15 protein-coding genes and 1 other annotated feature are annotated in these 21,109 nt (G+C 31.2%); all 15 genes read left to right on the forward strand.

Features of this window, described 5'->3' with window-relative positions:
• Positions 1–103 precede the first annotated feature (103 nt).
• Positions 104–1,375: a replication-associated recombination protein A gene (locus CLOPA_RS11310; RefSeq protein WP_041710868.1), complete on the forward strand. Its 1,272-nt coding sequence runs from the start codon at positions 104–106 to the stop codon at positions 1,373–1,375.
• 2 nt (positions 1,376–1,377) lie between these two features.
• The gene (locus tag CLOPA_RS11315) at positions 1,378–3,732 is read left to right on the forward strand and encodes an ATP-dependent DNA helicase (RefSeq protein WP_015615566.1); all 2,355 of its coding nucleotides are present in this window, start codon (positions 1,378–1,380) and stop codon (positions 3,730–3,732) included.
• 434 nt (positions 3,733–4,166) lie between these two features.
• Complete coding sequence (gltB, locus tag CLOPA_RS11320) at positions 4,167–8,687, forward strand: glutamate synthase large subunit (protein WP_015615567.1); 4,521 nt, start codon at positions 4,167–4,169, stop codon at positions 8,685–8,687.
• A gap of 13 nt (positions 8,688–8,700) precedes the next feature.
• On the forward strand, positions 8,701–10,137 hold the full coding sequence (locus CLOPA_RS11325) for a glutamate synthase subunit beta (protein ID WP_015615568.1): 1,437 nt from the start codon (positions 8,701–8,703) through the stop codon (positions 10,135–10,137).
• Between the two features lie 213 nt (positions 10,138–10,350).
• Positions 10,351–10,791: an RrF2 family transcriptional regulator gene (locus CLOPA_RS11330; protein ID WP_015615569.1), complete on the forward strand. Its 441-nt coding sequence runs from the start codon at positions 10,351–10,353 to the stop codon at positions 10,789–10,791.
• Complete coding sequence (gene nifS / locus CLOPA_RS11335; protein WP_015615570.1) at positions 10,784–11,977, forward strand: cysteine desulfurase NifS; 1,194 nt, start codon at positions 10,784–10,786, stop codon at positions 11,975–11,977. Before CLOPA_RS11330 ends, nifS begins: the two co-directional genes overlap by 8 nt.
• 5 nt (positions 11,978–11,982) lie before the next feature.
• A complete protein-coding gene (gene nifU / locus CLOPA_RS11340; protein WP_155241994.1) occupies positions 11,983–12,411 on the forward strand; it encodes a Fe-S cluster assembly scaffold protein NifU in 429 nt (142 codons plus the stop codon).
• Between the two features lie 223 nt (positions 12,412–12,634).
• The gene (locus tag CLOPA_RS11345) at positions 12,635–13,141 is read left to right on the forward strand and encodes a PRC-barrel domain-containing protein (RefSeq protein WP_015615572.1); all 507 of its coding nucleotides are present in this window, start codon (positions 12,635–12,637) and stop codon (positions 13,139–13,141) included.
• Positions 13,131–14,144, forward strand: a complete 1,014-nt coding sequence (locus CLOPA_RS11350) for an AI-2E family transporter (RefSeq protein WP_015615573.1) — start codon at positions 13,131–13,133, stop codon at positions 14,142–14,144. The genes CLOPA_RS11345 and CLOPA_RS11350 overlap by 11 nt, the downstream gene beginning before the upstream one ends.
• Before the next feature lie 120 nt (positions 14,145–14,264).
• Positions 14,265–14,435 (forward strand) — a binding site (T-box leader).
• A 157-nt stretch (positions 14,436–14,592) separates the two neighbouring features.
• A complete protein-coding gene (gene alaS / locus CLOPA_RS11355) occupies positions 14,593–17,232 on the forward strand; it encodes an alanine--tRNA ligase (protein ID WP_015615574.1) in 2,640 nt (879 codons plus the stop codon).
• Positions 17,233–17,307: 75 nt separating this feature from the next.
• Positions 17,308–17,565 carry an IreB family regulatory phosphoprotein gene (locus tag CLOPA_RS11360; protein WP_015615575.1) on the forward strand — a complete coding sequence of 86 codons (258 nt, stop codon included), beginning with the start codon at positions 17,308–17,310 and terminating at the stop codon, positions 17,563–17,565.
• Positions 17,566–17,622: 57 nt separating this feature from the next.
• Positions 17,623–18,045: a Holliday junction resolvase RuvX gene (gene ruvX, locus CLOPA_RS11365; RefSeq protein WP_015615576.1), complete on the forward strand. Its 423-nt coding sequence runs from the start codon at positions 17,623–17,625 to the stop codon at positions 18,043–18,045.
• Positions 18,046–18,269: 224 nt separating this feature from the next.
• Entirely contained in the window at positions 18,270–18,536 is a 267-nt protein-coding gene (locus CLOPA_RS11370; RefSeq protein ID WP_015615577.1) for a DUF1292 domain-containing protein, read from the forward strand.
• 60 nt (positions 18,537–18,596) lie between these two features.
• A complete protein-coding gene (locus CLOPA_RS11375; protein WP_015615578.1) occupies positions 18,597–19,061 on the forward strand; it encodes a Fur family transcriptional regulator in 465 nt (154 codons plus the stop codon).
• A 213-nt stretch (positions 19,062–19,274) separates the two neighbouring features.
• The gene (locus CLOPA_RS11380; RefSeq protein WP_015615579.1) at positions 19,275–20,942 is read left to right on the forward strand and encodes a ribonuclease J; all 1,668 of its coding nucleotides are present in this window, start codon (positions 19,275–19,277) and stop codon (positions 20,940–20,942) included.
• The last annotated feature ends 167 nt before the right edge of the window (positions 20,943–21,109 follow it).

A 21,109-nucleotide genomic window follows, 5' to 3' on the forward strand; every position in this document is an offset into this window, starting at 1 on the left:
GCACTATCAAAACTATATCTTATTTAAATATAATTTGATAGTGTTAATTTTTAATTTAGAGGCCGTTAAAAATATGTTAAAAACCAATAGAGGAGGGAATATTTTGGATTTATTTACTATGGCTATGGAAAATAACAGATCAAATAAACCTTTAGCCGAAAGAATGAGACCTAGAAATTTAGATGAATTTTATGGGCAGGAGAAAATAGTTGGAAAAGGAAAAATTTTAAGAAGACTTATAGAGGCTGACAGATTGACTTCCATAATATTATATGGTCCTCCAGGGGTTGGTAAAACTACACTAGCATCAATAATTTCTAAAGAAACAAAATGTGAATTTGTAAAACTCAACGCTGCCATTATAAGTGTAAAAGAGATTAAAGATTATATAAATAAATCAGAAGAGTTACTAAAGCTTTATGGAAAAAGAACTATTTTCTTTATAGATGAAATTCATGCCTTGAAAAAAGGATCTCAGCAGGACGTACTTCTGGATGCTATTGAAAGGGGCATAGTGGTGTTAATTGGTGCCACTACTGAAAATCCTTATTTTGAAATAAATAATGCGCTTTTAAGCAGATCAAAAATATTTCAATTAGAAAGTCTCAGTAATGAAGAAATAGTTAAAATATTAAATAACGTTCTAAAGGATAGAGAAAGAGGCTATGGTAGTATAAAGATAAATATAGAAGAAAAATCTTTATCTTACATAGCACAATTATCTGGTGGAGATGCAAGGGCAGCTATAAACACTTTAGAGATAGCAGTTCTATCTACAGTTAAAAATAAAAAGGGCATAATAGAAATAGACGAAAAATTAGTACAGGAGTCCATGCAAAAAAGAATTATAAACTATGATAAAGCAGGGGATAACCATTATGATATGGCTTCTGCCTTTATAAAAAGTATGAGGGGATCAGATGCAGATGCAGCTCTCTACTGGTTTGGAAGAATGATATTAGGAGGAGAAGATCCTAAATTTATTGTAAGAAGAATAATAGTACACGCCTCTGAAGATGTAGGTATGGCAGATTCAAGAGCGATGCTTATAGCTCATGCTGCATGGAATGCACTTGAGACTATAGGTATGCCAGAAGCAAGAATACCTATAGCTGAGGCTATAATATATATATCAAAAGCACCTAAGAGCAATTCGGTAGTAATGGCAGTAGATAAAGCCTTTCAGGATGCTAAAGATTTTCAGTATAGAGTTCCAGTTCATTTGAGGGATACTCATTACAAGGGTTCGAAAAATTTCGGAAATGGAATTGAGTATAAATATCCTCACAACTATCCAGGGAATTATGTAGAGCAAAAATATTTTCCTGATGAAATGGAAGATAGGAAATATTACAAGGATGATGAGAAATTTTAAGTATGGATAATATAACTAAGATAAGGATATCTGTAAGGGATTTAATTGAATTTATTTTGAGAAGTGGGGATTTAGTATCCACATTTGCTGGAAATAATAGAAATATAGAGGCAATTAAAGTACATCAAAAAATACAAAAAAATTCTGGCGACAATTATAATAGAGAAGTAGCTATTTCTCACACAATAATAAAGGATGATATTTCCTTGGAAATAAACGGAAGAATAGATGGAATAATTACAAAAGATAAAGTTACTATAATTGATGAAATCAAAACTACTACTAATGATCTAAATAATATTACTGAAGATTATAATAGGTTACATTGGGCACAGGTTAAATGTTATGCTTACTTTTATTGTGTACAGAATGATATTAAAATTATTGATACAAGGCTAACCTATTATCAAATGAATAGCAGGGAAATAAAATACTTAATTAAGTCTTATACTCTAGTTCAATTGGAACAATTTTTTAATGAGATAATTGATAAATATATATACTGGGCAAAACTTCAAAAAAATTGGAGGGAAAAGAGAGACCTATCTATAAAAAAACTTATATTTCCATATAGAGAATACAGATTAGGACAAAGAAAACTAGCGGTAGCTATTTATACTTCTATTAAAGAAAATAAAAATATTTTTGTAAAGGCACCTACAGGAATTGGTAAGACAATATCAACTATTTTTCCTGGGATTAAGGCACTAGGGGAAGGTATTATATCAAAAATTTTTTATGTTACAGCAAAGAATACCACAGGAGAAGAGGTAAAAAAGGCTTTTCTTCTTCTAGCAGAAAATGACCTGGATTTTAAAACGGTATGGATTACTGCAAAGGATAAGATATGCTTTAAAGAAGAAACTAATTGTGATCCAGAGTTATGTAAGTATGCTAAAGGTCATTTTGACAGAATAAATGAAGCTATAACTGATGCATTGAATAGAAATATAATTACTAGAGAAGTAATTGAAAAATATGCAGAGAAACACAGCGTTTGTCCTTTTGAATTTTCTTTGGATTTAACAAACTGGTGTGATTGTGTAGTGTGTGACTATAATTATGTTTTTGATCCAAAAGTATACTTAAGAAGATTTTTTTTAGAAAAGGGTGGAGACTATTGTCTTCTTGTAGATGAGGCTCATAATTTAGTGGACAGGGCAAGAAATATGTATTCAGGAGAATTATACAAGAAAGATATTTTAGATTTAAAAAATAAATGTAAAAATATATCTTCTATTTTATATAAAAGTCTAAATAAGATAAATACATTTTTGGTAAAGGAAAGAAAAAAATGTGAGGAAAATAATATTGGAGTAAATGTACAAAAAGATCCACCTAAGGATATAATAAAGCTTCTGAATAATTTTATATATGAAGCAGAAAGATTTTTAATAGTAAATGATAAGTGTGAGTTTAAAGCAGAAATTTTAGATATTTATTTTAAATTAAATTCATTTGTTAGGATTTATGAAGATTATAGTGAAGAATATATTACCTATAGCCAAAAAATTAAAGATGATCTATTATTAAAGATGTTTTGTGTTGACACATCAGAAGTTATGAAAAAATGTTTAGAAAAAGTAAAGTCTACAGTATTCTTTTCAGCTACACTAACACCTATGAATTATTTTATAAAGTTATTAGGTGGAGATAATGATTCCTATAAAATCAGATTGCCTTCACCTTTTAAAAGAGAAAATTTATGTTTGCTGCTAAACGATGGTGTATCTACAAAATATAATAACAGACAGTTTACTTATAAAGAGATAGTTTCCATTATAACAAATTGTGTATCTCAAAAGGCAGGAAATTATTTTGTGTTTTTTCCATCCTATAATTATATGAAAAGTGTTTTGGATATATTTCATGAGGAAAATAAAAATATCAATGTAGTATGCCAGAAAAACAATATGACTGAAGAGGAAAGAAATAATTTTATTGCACTTTTTTCTGAGAATAACAGAGAAACACTACTTGGATTTGTAGTTATGGGCGGGGTGTTTAGTGAAGGTATTGATTTAATAGGAGAAAAACTAAGTGGTGCTATTATTATTGGAGTTGGTCTTCCTAAAATATCTTTAGAAAGAAATTTAATTAAAGAATATTTTATAAAAAATAATGAAAATGGTTTTTTATATTCCTATGTCTATCCGGGCATAAATAAAGTCCTTCAGTCTGCAGGAAGAGTTGTGAGAACCGATAAAGATAGAGGGATTGTAGTATTAATAGATGAAAGATATTCTGAAAGTATTTATAAAGGATTATTACCTGAAGAATGGTCACATATGAAAAAAATAAATACTTTTCTAAATAAGAACAATAATGTTATTTTAGAATTTTGGAGTAAAAAATAGTATTTCATTGTGAATATTTCAATAATATATATTTCATTGATATAATCTTCTTCTAAATAACAGATTTTTAAAAAATTAATATATATGCATTAATTTTTTAAAAATATCATTAAAAAGAGAGGTTTATAGATAAATTAACAATGAAATAAATTGAAATTATTTATAATTATGCTTCTAAATGTATATATTTTAAAAATTAAAATAAAAAATCTTTTGGAATAGCAATAATTATAGTGTAAAATGCAAGTTTTCAGTTGAAAAGCGTCAAAAATACAATTATAATATATACTAAACGGATTTGGTAAAATAAATATATTAAAACTCCATTCAATATATAATTTTAATTTATATTTATGAATTGGAAATAAGCTTCTATTGATGTTATATTAATAGAACATATGAGTATAATTTAAAAATTCAGGGGGGCTAAAGTAATGAACGTAAAAACTGGTTATCCAAAAAACCAAGGCCTGTATGATTCACAATTTGAAAAAGATAATTGTGGTATAGGGTTTGTGGCAAATATAAAGGGTGAAAAAACCCATGATATTATAAAAAAGGGTATAGAAATACTAGTAAATTTAACTCACAGAGGTGGAGTTGGGTCTGATGTTAAAACTGGTGATGGTGCTGGAATTATGTTTCAGATACCACATGAGTTTTTTAAAATAGCATGTGAAAATTCAGGAATAGTTTTACCAGAAGAAGGTCAGTATGGGGTAGGTATGATGTTCTTACCTAAAGAAATTACTCTTTGCCATCAATGTGAAGGCATAGTAGAAAGAGTAATAGAAGAAGAAGGTCAGGATTTTCTTGGATGGAGACATGTACCAACTGATAGTAGAATAATAGGAAGAACTGCAAAGGGTTCAGAACCTATAATAAAACAAATCTTTATAGAAAATAAATGTGCAACTCAAGATGAGTTTGAAAAAAAATTATATATAATTCGTAAGAGAGCTGAAAGTGAAGTAAAAAGACTGCTGGATAATGGGTCAAATTATTTTTATGTTTGTAGTTTATCCAGTAAAAAGATCATATATAAAGGACTACTTCTTCCAGATCAAATTACAAGTTATTATATGGATTTAAATGATATAAATTTTAAAAGTGCTATTGCTTTAGTTCATCAAAGATTTAGTACAAATACTTTCCCAACTTGGGACTTGGCTCAGCCTTTTAGATATTTAGCTCATAATGGAGAAATAAATACCATAAGAGGTAATAGAAATTGGATGCATGCAAGAGAAGGAGTTTTAGAGTCAAAGATTTTTGGGAAAAACATAAGCAAATTATTTCCAATTATAAATCCTGATGGAAGTGACTCTGCTTCATTAGATAATGTATTTGAACTTTTAGTTATGGATGGAAGAAGTCCTGCTCATGCAATGATGATGCTTATACCAGAGGCTTGGGAAGCAAATGAAGAAATGGATGAGGATAAGAAAGCTTTCTATGAATATCATGGTTCATTAATAGAACCTTGGGATGGTCCAGCAGCTGTTACTTTTACAGATGGAACACAGGTTGGAGCAGTTCTTGATAGAAATGGACTAAGACCAGCTAGATATGTAATAACCAAAAGTGGAACAGTAGTTCTTTCTTCTGAAGCAGGAGTTTTAGATTTCCCAACAGAAGATATAATCCAAAATGGTAAATTAGAACCAGGAAAAATATTTTTACTTGATACTAGTAAGGGAAAAATAATAAGTGATGAAGAAGTTAAAAAATCTATATGTTCTGATAAGCCATATAAAGAAGCAATAGCTAAATATAAATTTGTTTTAGATGATTTAAATGGTTTTGAAGATGATACACAAATAATACCAGAAGCATTAAAAGAAAGACAACAAGCTTTTGGATATACTCTGGAAGATTTAAAAATAATATTGAAAGGTATGGCAAGTACAGCTAAAGAACCACTTGGTTCAATGGGTAATGATACTCCACTTGCAGTTTTATCAAATAGACCACAGGTATTATTTGCATATTTCAAACAGTTATTTGCTCAGGTTACAAATCCTCCAATAGATCCAATAAGAGAAGAACTTGTAACTTCCCTTACAAATTATATAGGATCACAGGGGAATATATTAAATAAAGAACTTTACAATAATCCTTTTATAGAGATACATTCACCTATTTTAACAGATTTAGAGACATCAAAAATAAAGGTGCTTAGTAACAACGATTTTAAAACAATAACTATACCAATTACTTTTAAATATGACACTGGGGTAGCAGGTTTTAAAGAAGCTTTAGAAAAAATATGTGAAAGAGCTTCTAACGCAGTAATTAAAGGCTATAATATTTTAGTTTTAAGTGATAAATCCAGTAATTCCTTTGAGGCAGCTGTTCCAAGTCTTTTAGCAGTATCAGCAGTACACCATCACTTAATTAGGGAAAAAACTCGTACTAAGGTTTCCATTATAGCAGAAACTGGTGAAGCAAGAGAAACTATGCATGCAGCTCTTCTTCTAGGATATGGTGCAACAGCAGTAAATCCATATATTGCTTATGAATCCATAAAGCAAATGGTTAATAATGGAGAAATAAAAGATATATCTTACAAAGAAGCTGTAGATAATTATATATATGCAGTAAATCATGGATTGTTGAAGATTTTATCTAAAATGGGCATTTCCACTTTAAGAAGTTATCATGGAGCACAAATTTTTGAAGCTATTGGACTTAAAAGTGATTTTGTAGATAAATATTTTGAAGGAACGCCTTCAAGAATAGAAGGTATAGATATAGAAACAGCAGCAGAGGAAGTTTTAATTAGACATAAAAATGCTTTCAATAATATCAGAAAACCAGTTTCTGAATTAGATGTAGGTGGAAGCTATGCATGGAGAAGTAATGGAGAATTCCATCTTTTCAATCCAGAAACAATTTACAAGCTTCAAGTTTCTACAAGAAGCAATGATTATAGTTTATATAAAAATTATGCTGGGCTTATAAATAATCAAGATAAAAATCTATGTACTATCAGAAGTATGTTTAAATTTAAAATAGATAGAGAAATTCCTATAGAGGAAGTAGAACCAGTAAGTGAAATACTAAAGAGGTTCTGTGCAGGAGCTATGTCCTTTGGTTCTATAAGTAAAGAAGCACATGAAGCAATTGCTATTGCCATGAACAGAATAGGTGGTAAGAGTAATAGTGGAGAAGGTGGAGAAGATCCAATAAGATACAAAAAAAGTGCAAATGGAGATTGGAAGAGAAGTGCAATAAAACAAATTGCTTCAGCTAGATTTGGAGTAAATGCTGAATATTTAGTAAATGCAGATGAACTGCAGATTAAAATGGCTCAAGGAGCTAAACCAGGTGAAGGCGGGCAGTTGCCAGGAAGAAAAGTTGATGAAGCTATAGCAAAGGTTAGACATTCAACTCCTGGAATAGATTTAATATCACCACCACCTCATCATGATATTTATTCCATTGAGGATTTAGCACAATTAATTTATGATTTGAAATCTACAAATCCTGAGGCAAGAATAAATGTAAAATTGGTATCAGAGGTTGGCGTTGGTACAGTAGCTGCTGGAGTTTCAAAGGCACATGCAGATGCTATATTAATAAGCGGACATGATGGAGGTACAGGAGCTTCACCAGTATCATCTATTAAACATGCAGGTATACCATGGGAGCTTGGTCTTTCAGAAGCACAGCAGGTGCTTTTATTGAATGATTTAAGAAGTAGAGTAGTACTTCAAACTGACGGGCAGCTTAAAACTGGTAGAGATATAGTTATAGCAACTCTTTTAGGGGCAGAAGAATTTGTATTTGCATCAACACTTTTAGTAGTACTCGGATGTACAATGCTTAGAAATTGTCATTTGAATACCTGTGATATGGGAATTGCAACTCAAGATCCAGAACTAAGAAAGAATTTCAAGGGAAAACCAGAACACATAGTAAACTTCTTGACATTTATTGCAATGGAAGTTAGAGAATATATGGCAAAGCTTGGATTTAGAACTATGAATGAAATGGTTGGAAGAGTTGACAAAATAGCAGTGAAAGATGAAAGCAACCATTGGAAAGCAAAGGGAATAGATCTTTCAAAGATATTATATAAACCTGATATGCCAAGCAGAATAAAGCCATATTGTGTGAAAAAGCAAGAACATGGCATTGAAAATTCTATGGATCGTAAATTGATAAAGATAGCTCAGGATGCTTTAAATAATCAAAATAAAGTAGTTGCTAATTTTGAAATTAAGAACACTGATAGAGCAGTTGGAGCTATGATAAGTGGAAAGGTTGCTAAATTATATGGCAATAAAGGCCTTTTGGAAGATACAATACAATTTAATTTTAAAGGAGCTGCAGGACAGAGTTTTGGTGCCTTTGGTGCTCATGGCTTAACACTTAATCTTGAAGGAGAGGCAAATGACTATGTAGGTAAAGGTTTGTCAGGGGCAAAGATAATAATTAAGACTCCAGCTAATGCAAACTATAAACAAGATGAAAATGTTATAGCAGGTAACACTATTCTATATGGAGCAACTGAAGGTCAACTATATATAAACGGTCTAGTAGGAGAAAGATTTGCAGTTAGAAACAGTGGTGCTATTGCAGTAGTAGAAGGTGTTGGTGATCACTGCTGTGAATACATGACTGGTGGAACCGTACTTGTCCTTGGCAATTTTGGTAGAAATTTTGCTGCTGGAATGAGCGGGGGAATAGCTTATGTATTTGACGAAGATAATTCATTGAGAAATAAGATTAAAAATAATACTGTAGATATAGATGAATTAGATGAAGATGATATAGAAGAAGTTTACAGCTTAATTGCAGCACATGAAAATTACACTGGAAGCTTAAAGGCTGCTAGCTTAATTAAAGGCTGGGATAAGGCACAGAAGAAGTTCAAAAAGATCATACCAACTGCTTATAAGAAAATTTTGCTAGAGAAAAATAAAGAAATCTCTGCTTTGAGAGCATAGGAGGTATAATAATATGGGAAAAACAACTGGTTTTAAAGAATATAAAAGACAGACTGCTAAAAAACGTCCAGTTAAAGATAGAATAAATGACTATAAACAAATTTATCTTCCAATGGAAGAAGGGGAATTACGTAAGCAAGGTGCTAGATGTATGGAATGTGGTACTCCCTTCTGTTCCTGGGGGTGTCCTCTTGGAAATTTAATGCCTGATTTTAATGATATGGTTTATAATAATGATTTTGAAGCTGGCTTTAATAGATTGTACTTAACAAATAATTTTCCAGAGTTTACAGGTAAAGTTTGTCCTGCACTTTGTGAGGGAGCTTGTACTCTTGGAGTTAATTCCGATGCAGTATCAATAAAGGAATTAGAGCTTGGAATTATTGAAAAAGCCTTCAAAGAAAATTTCATAAAACCTAATCCACCAAAAGTTAGAACGGGAAAGAGTGTGGCAGTAGTAGGTTCTGGTCCATCAGGACTTGCTGTGGCTGCTGAATTAAACTCAGTAGGTCATACTGTTACTGTATTTGAAAGGCATGACAGAATAGGAGGACTTTTAAGATACGGTATACCAGATTTCAAACTTGAAAAAGACATAGTAGATAGAAGAATAAATTTGATGGAAGAAGAAGGTATTATATTTAAAACTAATACTGATATAGGTATTAATTATGATGTGAAAGCTCTTTCAGAGGATTTTGATGCAGTAGTTCTTTGTGGTGGATCTACAATTCCGAGAGATTTACCAATAGAGGGCAGAGACCTTGAAGGTATACATTTTGCTGTGGACTTTTTAACTTATATAAATAAAAAGGTAGCTGGTGACGATGTATCAAAAGAAGCTATAGATGTAAAAGATAAAAATGTTTTAGTTATAGGCGGTGGAGATACTGGTTCCGATTGTATTGGTACTTCAATAAGAGAAGGGGCAAAGAATGTATATCAATTTGAAATAATGCCTAAACCACCTGAGGAAAGGGATAATACAATGCCATGGCCACTTTATCCAAAGACTTTAAAGGTTTCTACTTCTCATGAAGAAGGCGCAATTAGAGAATGGTGTACAGAAACTAAGAAGTTTATAGGTGAAAATGGAAAAGTTACTGCCATAGAAGGGATTAAGGTTCAGTGGGGAAAAGATGCATCAGGCAGATTTATCCCTACAGAAGTACCTGGTTCTAGGTTTGTGAGAGAGGTGGATTTAGTATTATTGGCAATGGGCTTTGTTCATCCTCAACATGAAGGTCTTATAAATGCACTAGGTTTAGAATTAGACAACAGAGGAAATATTTCTGCTGATGAAAATCATATGACTAGTGTAAATGGAGTATTTACAGCTGGAGATATGAGAAGGGGTCAATCACTTGTAGTTTGGGCTATAAATGATGGAAGACAGGCAGCAAAAGCTGTGGATGAGTATTTAATGGGTGAAAGTGTACTAAGAGGATAATTATAAAACAAAGGTCTGTACGAGAGTGCAGACCTTTGTTTTGCTAATTTATCAAAGATATTCATTATTTATTAAATTTTATTCAATATAACATGAAAAAAATACAAAATTATTGTTGACAGTTTTACTCTGGTTTGATATTATAATGCTATAAAGTTTAGTAAAACACTCAAGTTTAAAATTAGTGGGTTATACCATAAAGGAAGTGAGCTAATGAAGCTTTCAACAAAAGGAAGATATGGTGTAAAAGCCATGGTTGACTTAGCCATAAACTATGGAAATACACCTGTGTCAATTAAAAGTATTTCTGAAAGACAAAGTATTTCTGAATACTATTTGGAACAATTATTTTCAGCTCTTAGAAAAGCAGATTTAATAAAAAGTATTAGAGGAGCTCAAGGTGGTTATGTTCTAAATAAAGATCCTAGGGAAATAAGTGTTGATCAGATTTTAGATATACTTGAAGGGCCCATAGAGATTTCAGAATGCATTGAAGAAGATGGAATTTGTAGTAATAGCAGCTGCTGTGCTACTAGACTTCTTTGGGCTAAGCTTAAAGAAAGCATAGACAATGTAACTAAATCTATAACATTACAGGATATGGTTGATGATTACAAAAGCATAAAACTTAAAGGAGTGAATGTACATGAGTAAAAAGAGAGTTTATATGGATTATGCAGCTACTACCTATACAAAGCCAGAAGTTTTAGAAGAAATGTTGCCATACTTTACAGAGGAATTTGGTAATCCATCTTCATTATATTCTTTTTCAGACGATACAAAAAAAGCTATAAATATTTCTAGGGAAAGAGTTGCTAAAGCTATCAATGCTGAAAAAGATGAAATATATTTTACTGGCGGCGGTTCTGAAGCAGATAACTGGGCATTAAAGGGTATAGCTCTTGCACATAAAAATAAGGGAAATCACATAATTACTACTGCAATTGAACACCATGCTATTATACATACAGGTAAATTTTTAGAAAAAAATGGATTTGAGGTTACTTACCTTCCTGTAGATGAAGAGGGATTTGTTAAAGTAGAGGATGTAAAAAATGCTATAACAGAAAAGACTATTTTAGTTTCTATTATGTTTGCAAACAATGAAATTGGAACTATTGAACCAATAAAGGAAATTGGCAAGGTCTGTAGAGAAAAGAAAGTATTGTTTCACACAGATGCAGTGCAAGCAATTGGTCATGTGAAAATTGATGTTAAGGACATGAATATTGATTTATTATCCCTGGCAGGTCACAAATTTTATGGGCCCAAAGGTATAGGCGCCTTGTATATAAGACGCGGTGTTAAAATAGAAAATTTAATACATGGCGGTGGTCAGGAAAGAGGAAAAAGAGCAAGTACAGAGAATATTGCCAGTATTGTAGGTATAGGGAAGGCTATAGAGCTTGCTACATCAGAACTTGAAGAAGAATCACAAAGACTTAATAATTTGAGAAATAAATTAGTTAAGGGAATAATGGAAAAAATACCTTATACAAAATTAAATGGTCCCAGTGATGATAGAAGACTACCGGGAAATTCAGATTTTAGTTTTATTGGCATAGAGGGAGAAACATTACTGTTAGATTTAGACTATGCAGGCATATATGCTTCCACAGGTAGTGCATGTGCATCTGCTTCACTGGATCCTTCGCATGTGCTTTTATCCATAGGATTACCTCATGAAACAGCTCATGGTTCCCTTAGATTGACTCTAGGAGCAAAGAGCACAGAAGAGGATGTAGATTATGTTTTAGAGACTTTACCAGAAATAGTTAGAAAAAGAAGAGAAATGTCACCACTTTGGGAAGATTTTTTAAAAGAGAAAGGGGAAAGATAATTATGATGTATAGTGATAAAGTAATGGATCATTTCAGAAATCCAAGAAATGTTGGAGAAATAGAAAATGCCAATGGTGTTGGCGAAGTTGGAAATCCACAGTGTGGAGATATAATGAAGATATATATAAAAGTAGAAGATAATAAAATAGAGGATGTAAAATTTAAGACCTTTGGTTGTGGATCTGCTATAGCTTCATCAAGCATGGCAACAGAGCTTATAAAAGGAAAGACTATTGAAGAAGCTTGGGATTTAACTAATAAAGCTGTGGCAGAAGCACTTGACGGTCTTCCACCAGTAAAGATGCACTGTTCAGTTTTAGCAGAAGAAGCTATTCATAAGGCAATAAACGCTTATAGAGAAAGTGTTGGACTTGAAGCATGGGAAATGAAGACTCATTCAGAAGCAATCCATGAACATGTCCATGGAAATTAGTGTAGTTCATATTTTTTATACTTTAAAACACTATGAAAATCATTGAATATTCATTGATTTTCATAGTGTTTTACTATTTTATTAAATTAAATTCAACTTAGCAGACTATTAGTAAATCCTACCTTTAAAAGATTTTACAAATTCTTCGTGAACTTTAATCTTAAGGTAACAGTATTTTGCATTAAAAATATATTTGATGGTTACAATATATTTAGGTGGTAATATGTATAAGAGAAAAGATTTCATATGGATGGATGTCTATAATCTAAAGGGTAAGAAAATTGGAGTTATAACAGACTTACTTATAAATATGAGTGAAAATGCTGTGAAGGGATTTGTTATTTCAGGCACAAGTATTTTAAAAAGATCTTCAACTGTTTTAGCTGAAGATATAGTGTCTTTTAATAAGTATATGATTATAGAAAAATTAAATAAAAGCCATTCTTATCTTAGCTTTGATGATCTTCGTGGATTAGAGGTTGTGGATGATTTGGGGGATATAGATGGCATAGTAGAAGAGATAATATTTGACTCGTCAAATTTTAAAATCAAAGGATTAATCATATCTAGAGGAATTTTACAAAACTTTACGCAGGGAAAAAAGGTTATTTTACAACAGGATTATATAATTGGAGATAAAAATGTATTTCATGTGAATAAAAATAGAAAATTTAATTTTGTAACTATTTTTCACAAATTAAATTTAGAAGATGGTGAAAATGAAAAATAAACTTAAATACATAATAATTATTTTAATAATATTTATACTAGCTTATATATTCTATACTAGTGAAATCATAAGAAATATATCTTATATTCTGTTTATTAGTTTCATAGTAGCATATATGTTAAAGCCTTTTAATGATTATCTAGTTAGAAGAGGTATTAAAAAGGAAATTGCATCAATTATCTTATTGTTAGGTGTATGTACCTTAATAGTAGGCTCAATAGTATTTTTAATACCTGCTATGCTTAAGGAAAGTACTAGTATAAATAAAACCAGCAGAGAGATTTTAAAATATATTACTATCATTAACGAAAAGATAAAATTAATGAGAAATAATCATTCAGAAAATAGAGCCTTTTTTATTTTATATAATAAAATCAATTATATAGTAAAAGGATTTGTAAGTGGTTTAATTGAGATGAGTATGAAAATAGGACAGAATTTGCTAGCTATTGCAGTTATACCTGTTATTTCTTATTATTTTTTATCAGATAGTAATAATATAAAGAATAAGTTTTTAATTTTATTTGGTGTAAAATGGAGAAATATAATTAGAAAAACTATGGAAGATATAGATAAAAATCTAAGCAGATATATAGTTGGCCAATTAACACTATCTCTTATAATAAGCATACTTACCTTTACAATACTATTCTCTTTAAAAGTTGACTATCCAATAATACTATCAGTACTAAATGGAGTCTTTAATATTATACCTTATTTTGGACCTATCTTTGGGGCTATTCCTGCAATAGTTGTAGCATTTATGGAATCACCTAGAGAAGCATTGTGGACAGCTATTTGGCTTTATATACTTCAGCTAATAGAAGGTAATATAATATGTCCTAAAATTACAGGTGATTCTATAAACATGCATCCTCTATTAGTTATTGTATTATTGCTAATTGGTGAAAAACTTGGAGGCTTTACAGGTATGATACTTATAATACCTATTTCAGTAGTCATAAAAGTTATATATGAAGATTTAAATTATTATTTATATTAAATTAAGGTATAGTAAAAGATGGCCAGTGAGTATGTCAGTTGTTATTTATTTTTCAGTAACCCTATTTGATTAATATTGACATAATGGATAATTTTAAATATAATCGTATGTAGCTAATATTTTAAAGTGATGACGAGAAGTAGTAGATATTTATTGATATATATAGAGAGGAAGTGGCTGGTGAAAACTTCTTAATCAATTTATCGAAGCAGTCTCTGAACTATATTATTTAAGTGACACAATTATGTGTAATTAGGGTGGTACCGCGGAATTATAGCTTTCGTCCCTTGGATTTTCAGGGATTGAAGGCTTTTTATTATATATGAACTAACTAATGTAATAAACTGCTAAATACAGTATAACAAAAGCATGTACCCAGATAATTCATCTAAACTTTCAATATATTTAGAGGGATTAATAGTTTGCCTTATAACAGGAGGAGATAACCATGGATAAAATAGGATTGAATGAAATAAGAGAGGCATATTTAAGCTTTTTTGAAAGTAAAGGTCATTTAAGATTACCTAGTTTTTCATTAGTACCTAAAAATGATAAAGGATTACTTATTATAAATGCAGGTATGGCGCCTTTGAAACCTTATTTTACAGGTCTTCAAGTGCCACCAAATACAAGAATTACTACCTGCCAAAAATGTGTCAGAACTGGAGATATAGAAAATGTTGGTAAAACTTCCAGACATGGTACTTTTTTTGAGATGCTGGGAAATTTTTCTTTTGGAGACTATTTTAAAGAAGAAGTAATTCCCTGGGCATGGGAATTTATAACTGAAATATTAAAACTTCCAAAAGATAAATTATATGTTACAATATATCTAGATGATGATGAAGCTTTTAAAATTTGGACTGAAAAAGCTGGAGTAGATCCAAAACGTATATTTAGATTAGGTAAAGAGGATAATTTTTGGGAAATAGGTAAAGGACCTTGTGGCCCTTGTTCAGAGATTCACTTTGATAGAGGACAGGGGGTTATTACCACCGTAGATGAATTTGTAAAGGCTGCGGATGAAGATAGAGTTGTGGAGTTTTGGAATCTTGTGTTTACTCAGTTTGATAAAGATGAGGATGGAAACTATAATAGATTGCCAAAGCCTAATATAGATACAGGTATGGGACTTGAGAGAATAGCAGGTATAATGCAGGACAAATACAGTATATTCGAAGTAGATACTATAAAAAAGATATTGGATGAAGTATGTAAAATATCCAAGAAAGTATATGGAGAAAGTAAAAGTGATGACATTTCCATTAGAATTATAACTGATCATATTAGAAGTACAACTTTCATGATTAGTGATGACATACTCCCTTCAAATGAAGGAAGAGGTTATGTACTTAGAAGGCTTTTAAGAAGGGCTTCAAGGCATGGGAAGCTTTTGGGAATAGAAGGGAATTTCTTAGGCAGGTTATGCGATGTAGTAATTGAAAATTCATTTAAAGCTTACCCTGAATTGAAAGACAAAGGCAATTACATAAAAAAAGTCATAAGACTTGAAGAAGAGAGGTTTGCCGAAACTATAGATAGTGGTATGGCTATTTTAAATGAATACATATTAGATATTAAAAATACAAAGTCTAATATTTTATCAGGTGAAAAGGCATTTAGATTATATGATACTTATGGTTTCCCATTAGAACTTACGGAAGAAATTCTTGAGGATAAGGGCATAAGCATCGATATAGATGAATTTAACAAAGAAATGCAGCAGCAGAGGGAACGAGCTAGAGCAGCAAGAGAAGAATTAAGTTACATGGGAGTGAATAATGGTATTTTAGATAAAATTCCATCTAAGATAAAGACTGAATTTGATGGATACAATAATTTAGAATTAGTATCTAAAGTCGAACTGTTGATCTCAAAAGAGCAATTTGTTAAAGAGTTATCTGAAGGGGATAGTGGAATTTTAATTACTGAAAAAACTCCATTTTATAGCGAAATGGGTGGTCAGATTGGTGATAGGGGAATAATTTCTGGAGATGATTTTGAAGGTATAGTAACTGATTGTAAAAAAAATATCTCCAATAAAATTATTCATATTGTAGAAATAAAAAATGGTACAGTTAAATTAAATGAAAAAATAACTCTAAAAGTAGATAAAGATATAAGAAATAGAGTGTCAAAAAATCATACAGCAACCCATATGCTTCAGAAGGCGCTTAGGATAGTGCTTGGAGAGCATGTCCATCAATCAGGATCATTTGTGGATGACGAGAGATTGAGATTTGATTTTACACATTTTGCTCCCGTAAGTGAAGATGAGTTAAAAAAAGTTGAGTTTTTGGTAAATGAAAATGTAATGGAGACATTTAATGTGGAAACTAAAGTCATGACTTTAGAGGAAGCTAGAGAATCCGGAGCTACGGCATTATTTGACGATAAATATGGTGAGGCTGTAAGAGTGGTATCTGTAGGTGACTTTAGTAAAGAACTCTGTGGAGGAACTCATGTAAATAATAGTGGTGAAATAGGGTTGTTTAAGATTGTCTCCGAATCTGGCGTAGCAGCCGGTATAAGAAGAATTGAAGCTGTTACAGCTTTAAAAGCACTAAAAAATATTGATGAGAAAATTGAATTGATAAAAACTATTGAAAAAGATTTAAAGTGTTCAGAAAAGGATATTCTAAATAAAATTAGTATAATTACTAATGAAGTTAGAGAAAAAGAAAAAGAAATAAATAAATTAAAGTCAAAATTGGCTTCAGGTTCTGAAGATGATATAATAAAGTCTATTAAGAATGTTAAGGGAATAAAGTTCGCAGCAATGGAATTAAAAGATGTTGATAGTAATTCTCTTAGAGATCTAGCTGATAAAACAAGAGGCAAAATAGGTGAAGGAGTAGTTGTTTTAGGCAGCAGCATTGATGGTAAAGTACAGTTAATAGCAATGGCAACAAAGGGTGCTGTATCAAGAGGCGTTAACTGTGGTAAGATAATAAAAGAAATAGCTGCCATTTGCGGAGGCGGAGGCGGTGGAAGGCCAGATATGGCTCAAGCTGGTGGTAAGAATCCGGAAAAGCTTGGGGAAGCTATAACAAAAGTTGAAAGTATAATGGAAAAATTAGTTAAATAGTATACTTTTGATGAAATATGATTTATAATATAAATATCTAGTTTGATACCATTTCACAAAGGGGTGAAAGTTTAAATGGCAAATAACAATGATAATACTATCCAATTTGATGTATTAAAGAATAAAAAAGATTTGACAAAGGCTATATTAAGTGAAGTATATGACTCTTTGAAAGAAAAAGGATATAATCCTATAAATCAGCTAGTAGGGTACATAATATCAGGTGATCCTACATATATAACTAATTATAATGGTGCACGTGCTCTAGTGAGAAAACTGGAGAGAGATGAGATACTGGAGGAAGTATTAAAATCTTATTTAAATGTAAAATAAAAGTGCCTATTATAGGCATTTTTATTTTTATTTTACGCATAATAAAAGGAGTCAATTATGAGAATTTTAGGATTAGATATAGGAGATAGAACTATAGGTGTAGCTATAAGTGATCCACTGGGCTATACAGCTCAAGGAGTTACTACCATAAGAAGAAAAAACGAGGATAAGGATATAGAAGAATTGGCAAAGTTATGCAAAGAATATAATGTGGAAACTATTGTTTCAGGTTTACCTAAAAATATGAATGGTACAGTGGGTCCACAAAGTGAAAAGGTTTTAGCCTTTTGCGAAATTATCAAGGTAAAAATAGATATACCTGTGAAAATGTGGGATGAGAGACTTACAACAGTTGCTGCTGAAAAAGCCATGCTGGAAGCTGATCTCTCAAGGGCAAAACGTAAAAAGATAATAGATAAAATGGCTGCTACCTATATTTTACAGGGATATTTAGATAGTTTATCAATGAATCTTACTTAGTGGGAGTTTGTATTCCCACTAAGTTTAGATGAATTATCCAGGGACGTAGCCACTCTTTACTCCCATTTGAAGAAAAGTAGAGAACCAAAATCTTTGATTTTGTGTGAATCACTTTCACAGAGTGCAGTGAGAGTATTAGAGTGGTTAGGCATCGGATAAAAGTAAAATTTGACAAAGTTCATTGTAGTATTTAAAATAGTAATAAAATGGAGGTACAGTTTATTATGGAAAATGATGTGACTAATATTACTCTCTTAGATGAAGATGGTAATGAAGTAGATTTTGAAGTGATAACTAAATTAGATATTGAGGAAAATGAATACGTGATAGTTGCACCTAAGGATGATAGCGATAATTCAGAAGCTGTAGTACTTAGAATTGATATAGATGAAGACGGTAATGATATTCTCTATACAGTAGAAGATGAGGATGAATTTAATATGGTAAGTGAAGCTTATGAAGCGCTATTTCCGGATGGAGAACTAAATTAGGAGAACTTTATTTAAGGTCTGTAATTTAGGCTTTATTTACTTACGAAATGGGGGATTTATGTGCCTAAGTTATCAATAGATGAAATAGAAAAATTAAAAAATAATTTAAAACAAAAGGGCTATAAGCTGACACCTCAGAGAAGAGCTGTTTTAGATATAATAATACAAAGTGAAGGGCAGCACCTTACTGCGGAAGAAATTTATGAACTAGTAAAAGTAGATTGTCCTGAAATTGGATTAGCTACAGTGTATAGAACTGTACTTCTACTTGAGGAATTAGGCGTTATATCCAAGCTTGATTTAAACGACGGCTGCAGTAGATATGAACTTGTTCACGAAAATGAAAATCATCAGCATCACCACCTTATTTGCACAAATTGTGGTAAGGTTATAGAGGTAGAAGGGGATTTATTAGATTCTTTAGAGCATACTATTGAAGAAAAGTATGTGTTTAAAATAAAAAATCATAGTGTTAAATTTTACGGATTATGCAGTGATTGCAATAAATCCAGTAAATTAAAATAAATTTGAAAATATTTATAATTAATATATAAATATTGGCATGTGAAAGGAGATAGTAAGGTAAATGTACAAGATGAATTTTGTATTAGATAAGGGTGCGGTTTTACTTATGATTATACTGTGAATTTTTATCAATTAAATAGGATGCAAAATATATCTGTATACTAACCTTCTAATTCTTTGAATATGACTTAAGTAAAAAAGGAGGGTAGAGTTATGCGTAAAGAAAGAGACAAAATAAAAATTATGCCATTAGGTGGTTTAAATGAGATTGGGAAAAACATAACAGTTATAGAATATAAAGATGAAATAGCAATAATTGACTGTGGATTGAAATTTCCAGATGAAGAAATGTATGGAATAGATATAGTCATTCCAGATGTGACCTATTTAGTTAAAAATATTGAAAAAGTTAAGGGGATATTTTTAACGCATGGACATGAAGATCATATTGGAGCACTTCCCTATGTTTTGAAACAATTAAATGTTCCTGTGTATGGAACAAAACTCACCTTAGGTATAGTTGAAACAAAACTAAAGGAGCACGGTCTTTTAAGCATTGTTAAGCTTGTATGTGTTAAGCCAAAAGATATTATAAAACTTGATACCATGTCAGTTGAGTTTATAAGAACAAGTCATAGTATAGCGGATTCAACTGCTATAGCTATTCATACTCCACTTGGTGTGATTTTCCATACCGGTGATTTTAAAATAGACTATACTCCAATTGATGGATGTGTTGCGGATTTCGCTAGATTTGCTGAATTAGGTAAGAGGGGAGTCTTACTTATGCTAGCTGACAGTACTAATGTTGAAAGATCAGGATACACTATGTCTGAAAGTACAGTTGGAGAAACATTTCAAAAGATATTTGCTAAAGCTACTGGAAGAATAATAGTTGCTACTTTTGCATCTAATATACACAGAATTCAACAAGTGGTGGAGGCAGCAGAAAAATTTGATAGAAAAGTAGCTGTATCAGGCAGGAGTATGGAAAATATTTTAGCGGTTGCCATTGAATATGGATATCTAACAGCTAAAGAGGGAACAATGATCAGTATAGATGCTATAAATAGGTATCCCGCTGACAAAGTTGCGATAATAACAACCGGAAGTCAGGGAGAGCCTATGTCTGCACTTACAAGAATGGCAGCTTCTGAACACAAGAAAGTAAATATTGTTGATGGTGATATGGTTATTATTTCAGCATCACCAATACCAGGAAACGAAAAATTAGTTTCTAGAGTAATAAATCAGTTATTTAAAAAAGGTGCAGATGTTATATATGAAGCATTAGCAGATGTACATGTATCTGGTCATGCTTGCCAGGAAGAATTAAAGTTAATTCATACTTTAGTTAAACCAAAGTTTTTCATGCCAGTTCATGGAGAGTATAGACATTTAAAACAGCATGGTGAGCTTGCAGCAAGGCTTGGTATGGAAAAGAAAAATATACTTATAGCTGACAATGGAGATGTAATTGAGCTTACAAGAAGTTCTATAAGAAAAAATGGCAGTGTAATTTCAGGTCAAGTATTTGTAGATGGACTAGGTGTTGGAGATGTGGGAAATATTGTTTTAAGAGACAGAAAACATCTATCACAGGATGGAATTCTCACTGTGGTTGTTACTATTGAAAAACAAAGTGGCAGTGTTATTGCTGGACCAGATATTATTTCTAGAGGTTTTGTATATGTGAGAGAATCAGAAGATCTTATGGATGAAGCAAGAGAAATTGTTAAAAATGCTCTAAAGGAATGTGAAGAAAATCATATAACTGAATGGGCTACAATAAAATCCAATATAAAAGATGGTTTAAGGTTATTCTTATATGAAAAAACTAAAAGAAAGCCTATGATACTACCTATAATTATGGAAATATAATTGACTTAATTATTTTCTTAAGTTGACTTTTTATAAACATAATATTAGAATAAGTATGATAAAAGTAAAATTGGATGCTAATCAGTATCCAATTTTTATTTGTGACTTTTGCAATTATATATACAATTCTCAGAATTGTAATACAATTACCATAAGGTATTAAAAAG

Origin of the sequence: Clostridium pasteurianum BC1 (assembly GCF_000389635.1) — a bacterium.
In the GTDB taxonomy this organism is placed as follows: domain Bacteria; phylum Bacillota; class Clostridia; order Clostridiales; family Clostridiaceae; genus Clostridium_I; species Clostridium_I pasteurianum_A.

What these genes read in the sequence shown, in the direction of transcription:
- CLOPA_RS11315 (WP_015615566.1), top strand. Translation starts at nt 1,378, where the DNA reads ATGGATAATATAACTAAGATAAGGATATCTGTAAGGGATTTAATTGAA.
- gltB (WP_015615567.1), top strand. Translation starts at nt 4,167, where the DNA reads ATGAACGTAAAAACTGGTTATCCAAAAAACCAAGGCCTGTATGATTCA.
- CLOPA_RS11325 (WP_015615568.1), top strand. Translation starts at nt 8,701, where the DNA reads ATGGGAAAAACAACTGGTTTTAAAGAATATAAAAGACAGACTGCTAAA.
- CLOPA_RS11330 (WP_015615569.1), top strand. Translation starts at nt 10,351, where the DNA reads ATGAAGCTTTCAACAAAAGGAAGATATGGTGTAAAAGCCATGGTTGAC.
- nifS (WP_015615570.1), top strand. Translation starts at nt 10,784, where the DNA reads ATGAGTAAAAAGAGAGTTTATATGGATTATGCAGCTACTACCTATACA.
- nifU (WP_155241994.1), top strand. Translation starts at nt 11,983, where the DNA reads ATGTATAGTGATAAAGTAATGGATCATTTCAGAAATCCAAGAAATGTT.
- CLOPA_RS11345 (WP_015615572.1), top strand. Translation starts at nt 12,635, where the DNA reads ATGTATAAGAGAAAAGATTTCATATGGATGGATGTCTATAATCTAAAG.
- CLOPA_RS11350 (WP_015615573.1), top strand. Translation starts at nt 13,131, where the DNA reads ATGAAAAATAAACTTAAATACATAATAATTATTTTAATAATATTTATA.
- alaS (WP_015615574.1), top strand. Translation starts at nt 14,593, where the DNA reads ATGGATAAAATAGGATTGAATGAAATAAGAGAGGCATATTTAAGCTTT.
- CLOPA_RS11360 (WP_015615575.1), top strand. Translation starts at nt 17,308, where the DNA reads ATGGCAAATAACAATGATAATACTATCCAATTTGATGTATTAAAGAAT.
- ruvX (WP_015615576.1), top strand. Translation starts at nt 17,623, where the DNA reads ATGAGAATTTTAGGATTAGATATAGGAGATAGAACTATAGGTGTAGCT.
- CLOPA_RS11370 (WP_015615577.1), top strand. Translation starts at nt 18,270, where the DNA reads ATGGAAAATGATGTGACTAATATTACTCTCTTAGATGAAGATGGTAAT.
- CLOPA_RS11380 (WP_015615579.1), top strand. Translation starts at nt 19,275, where the DNA reads ATGCGTAAAGAAAGAGACAAAATAAAAATTATGCCATTAGGTGGTTTA.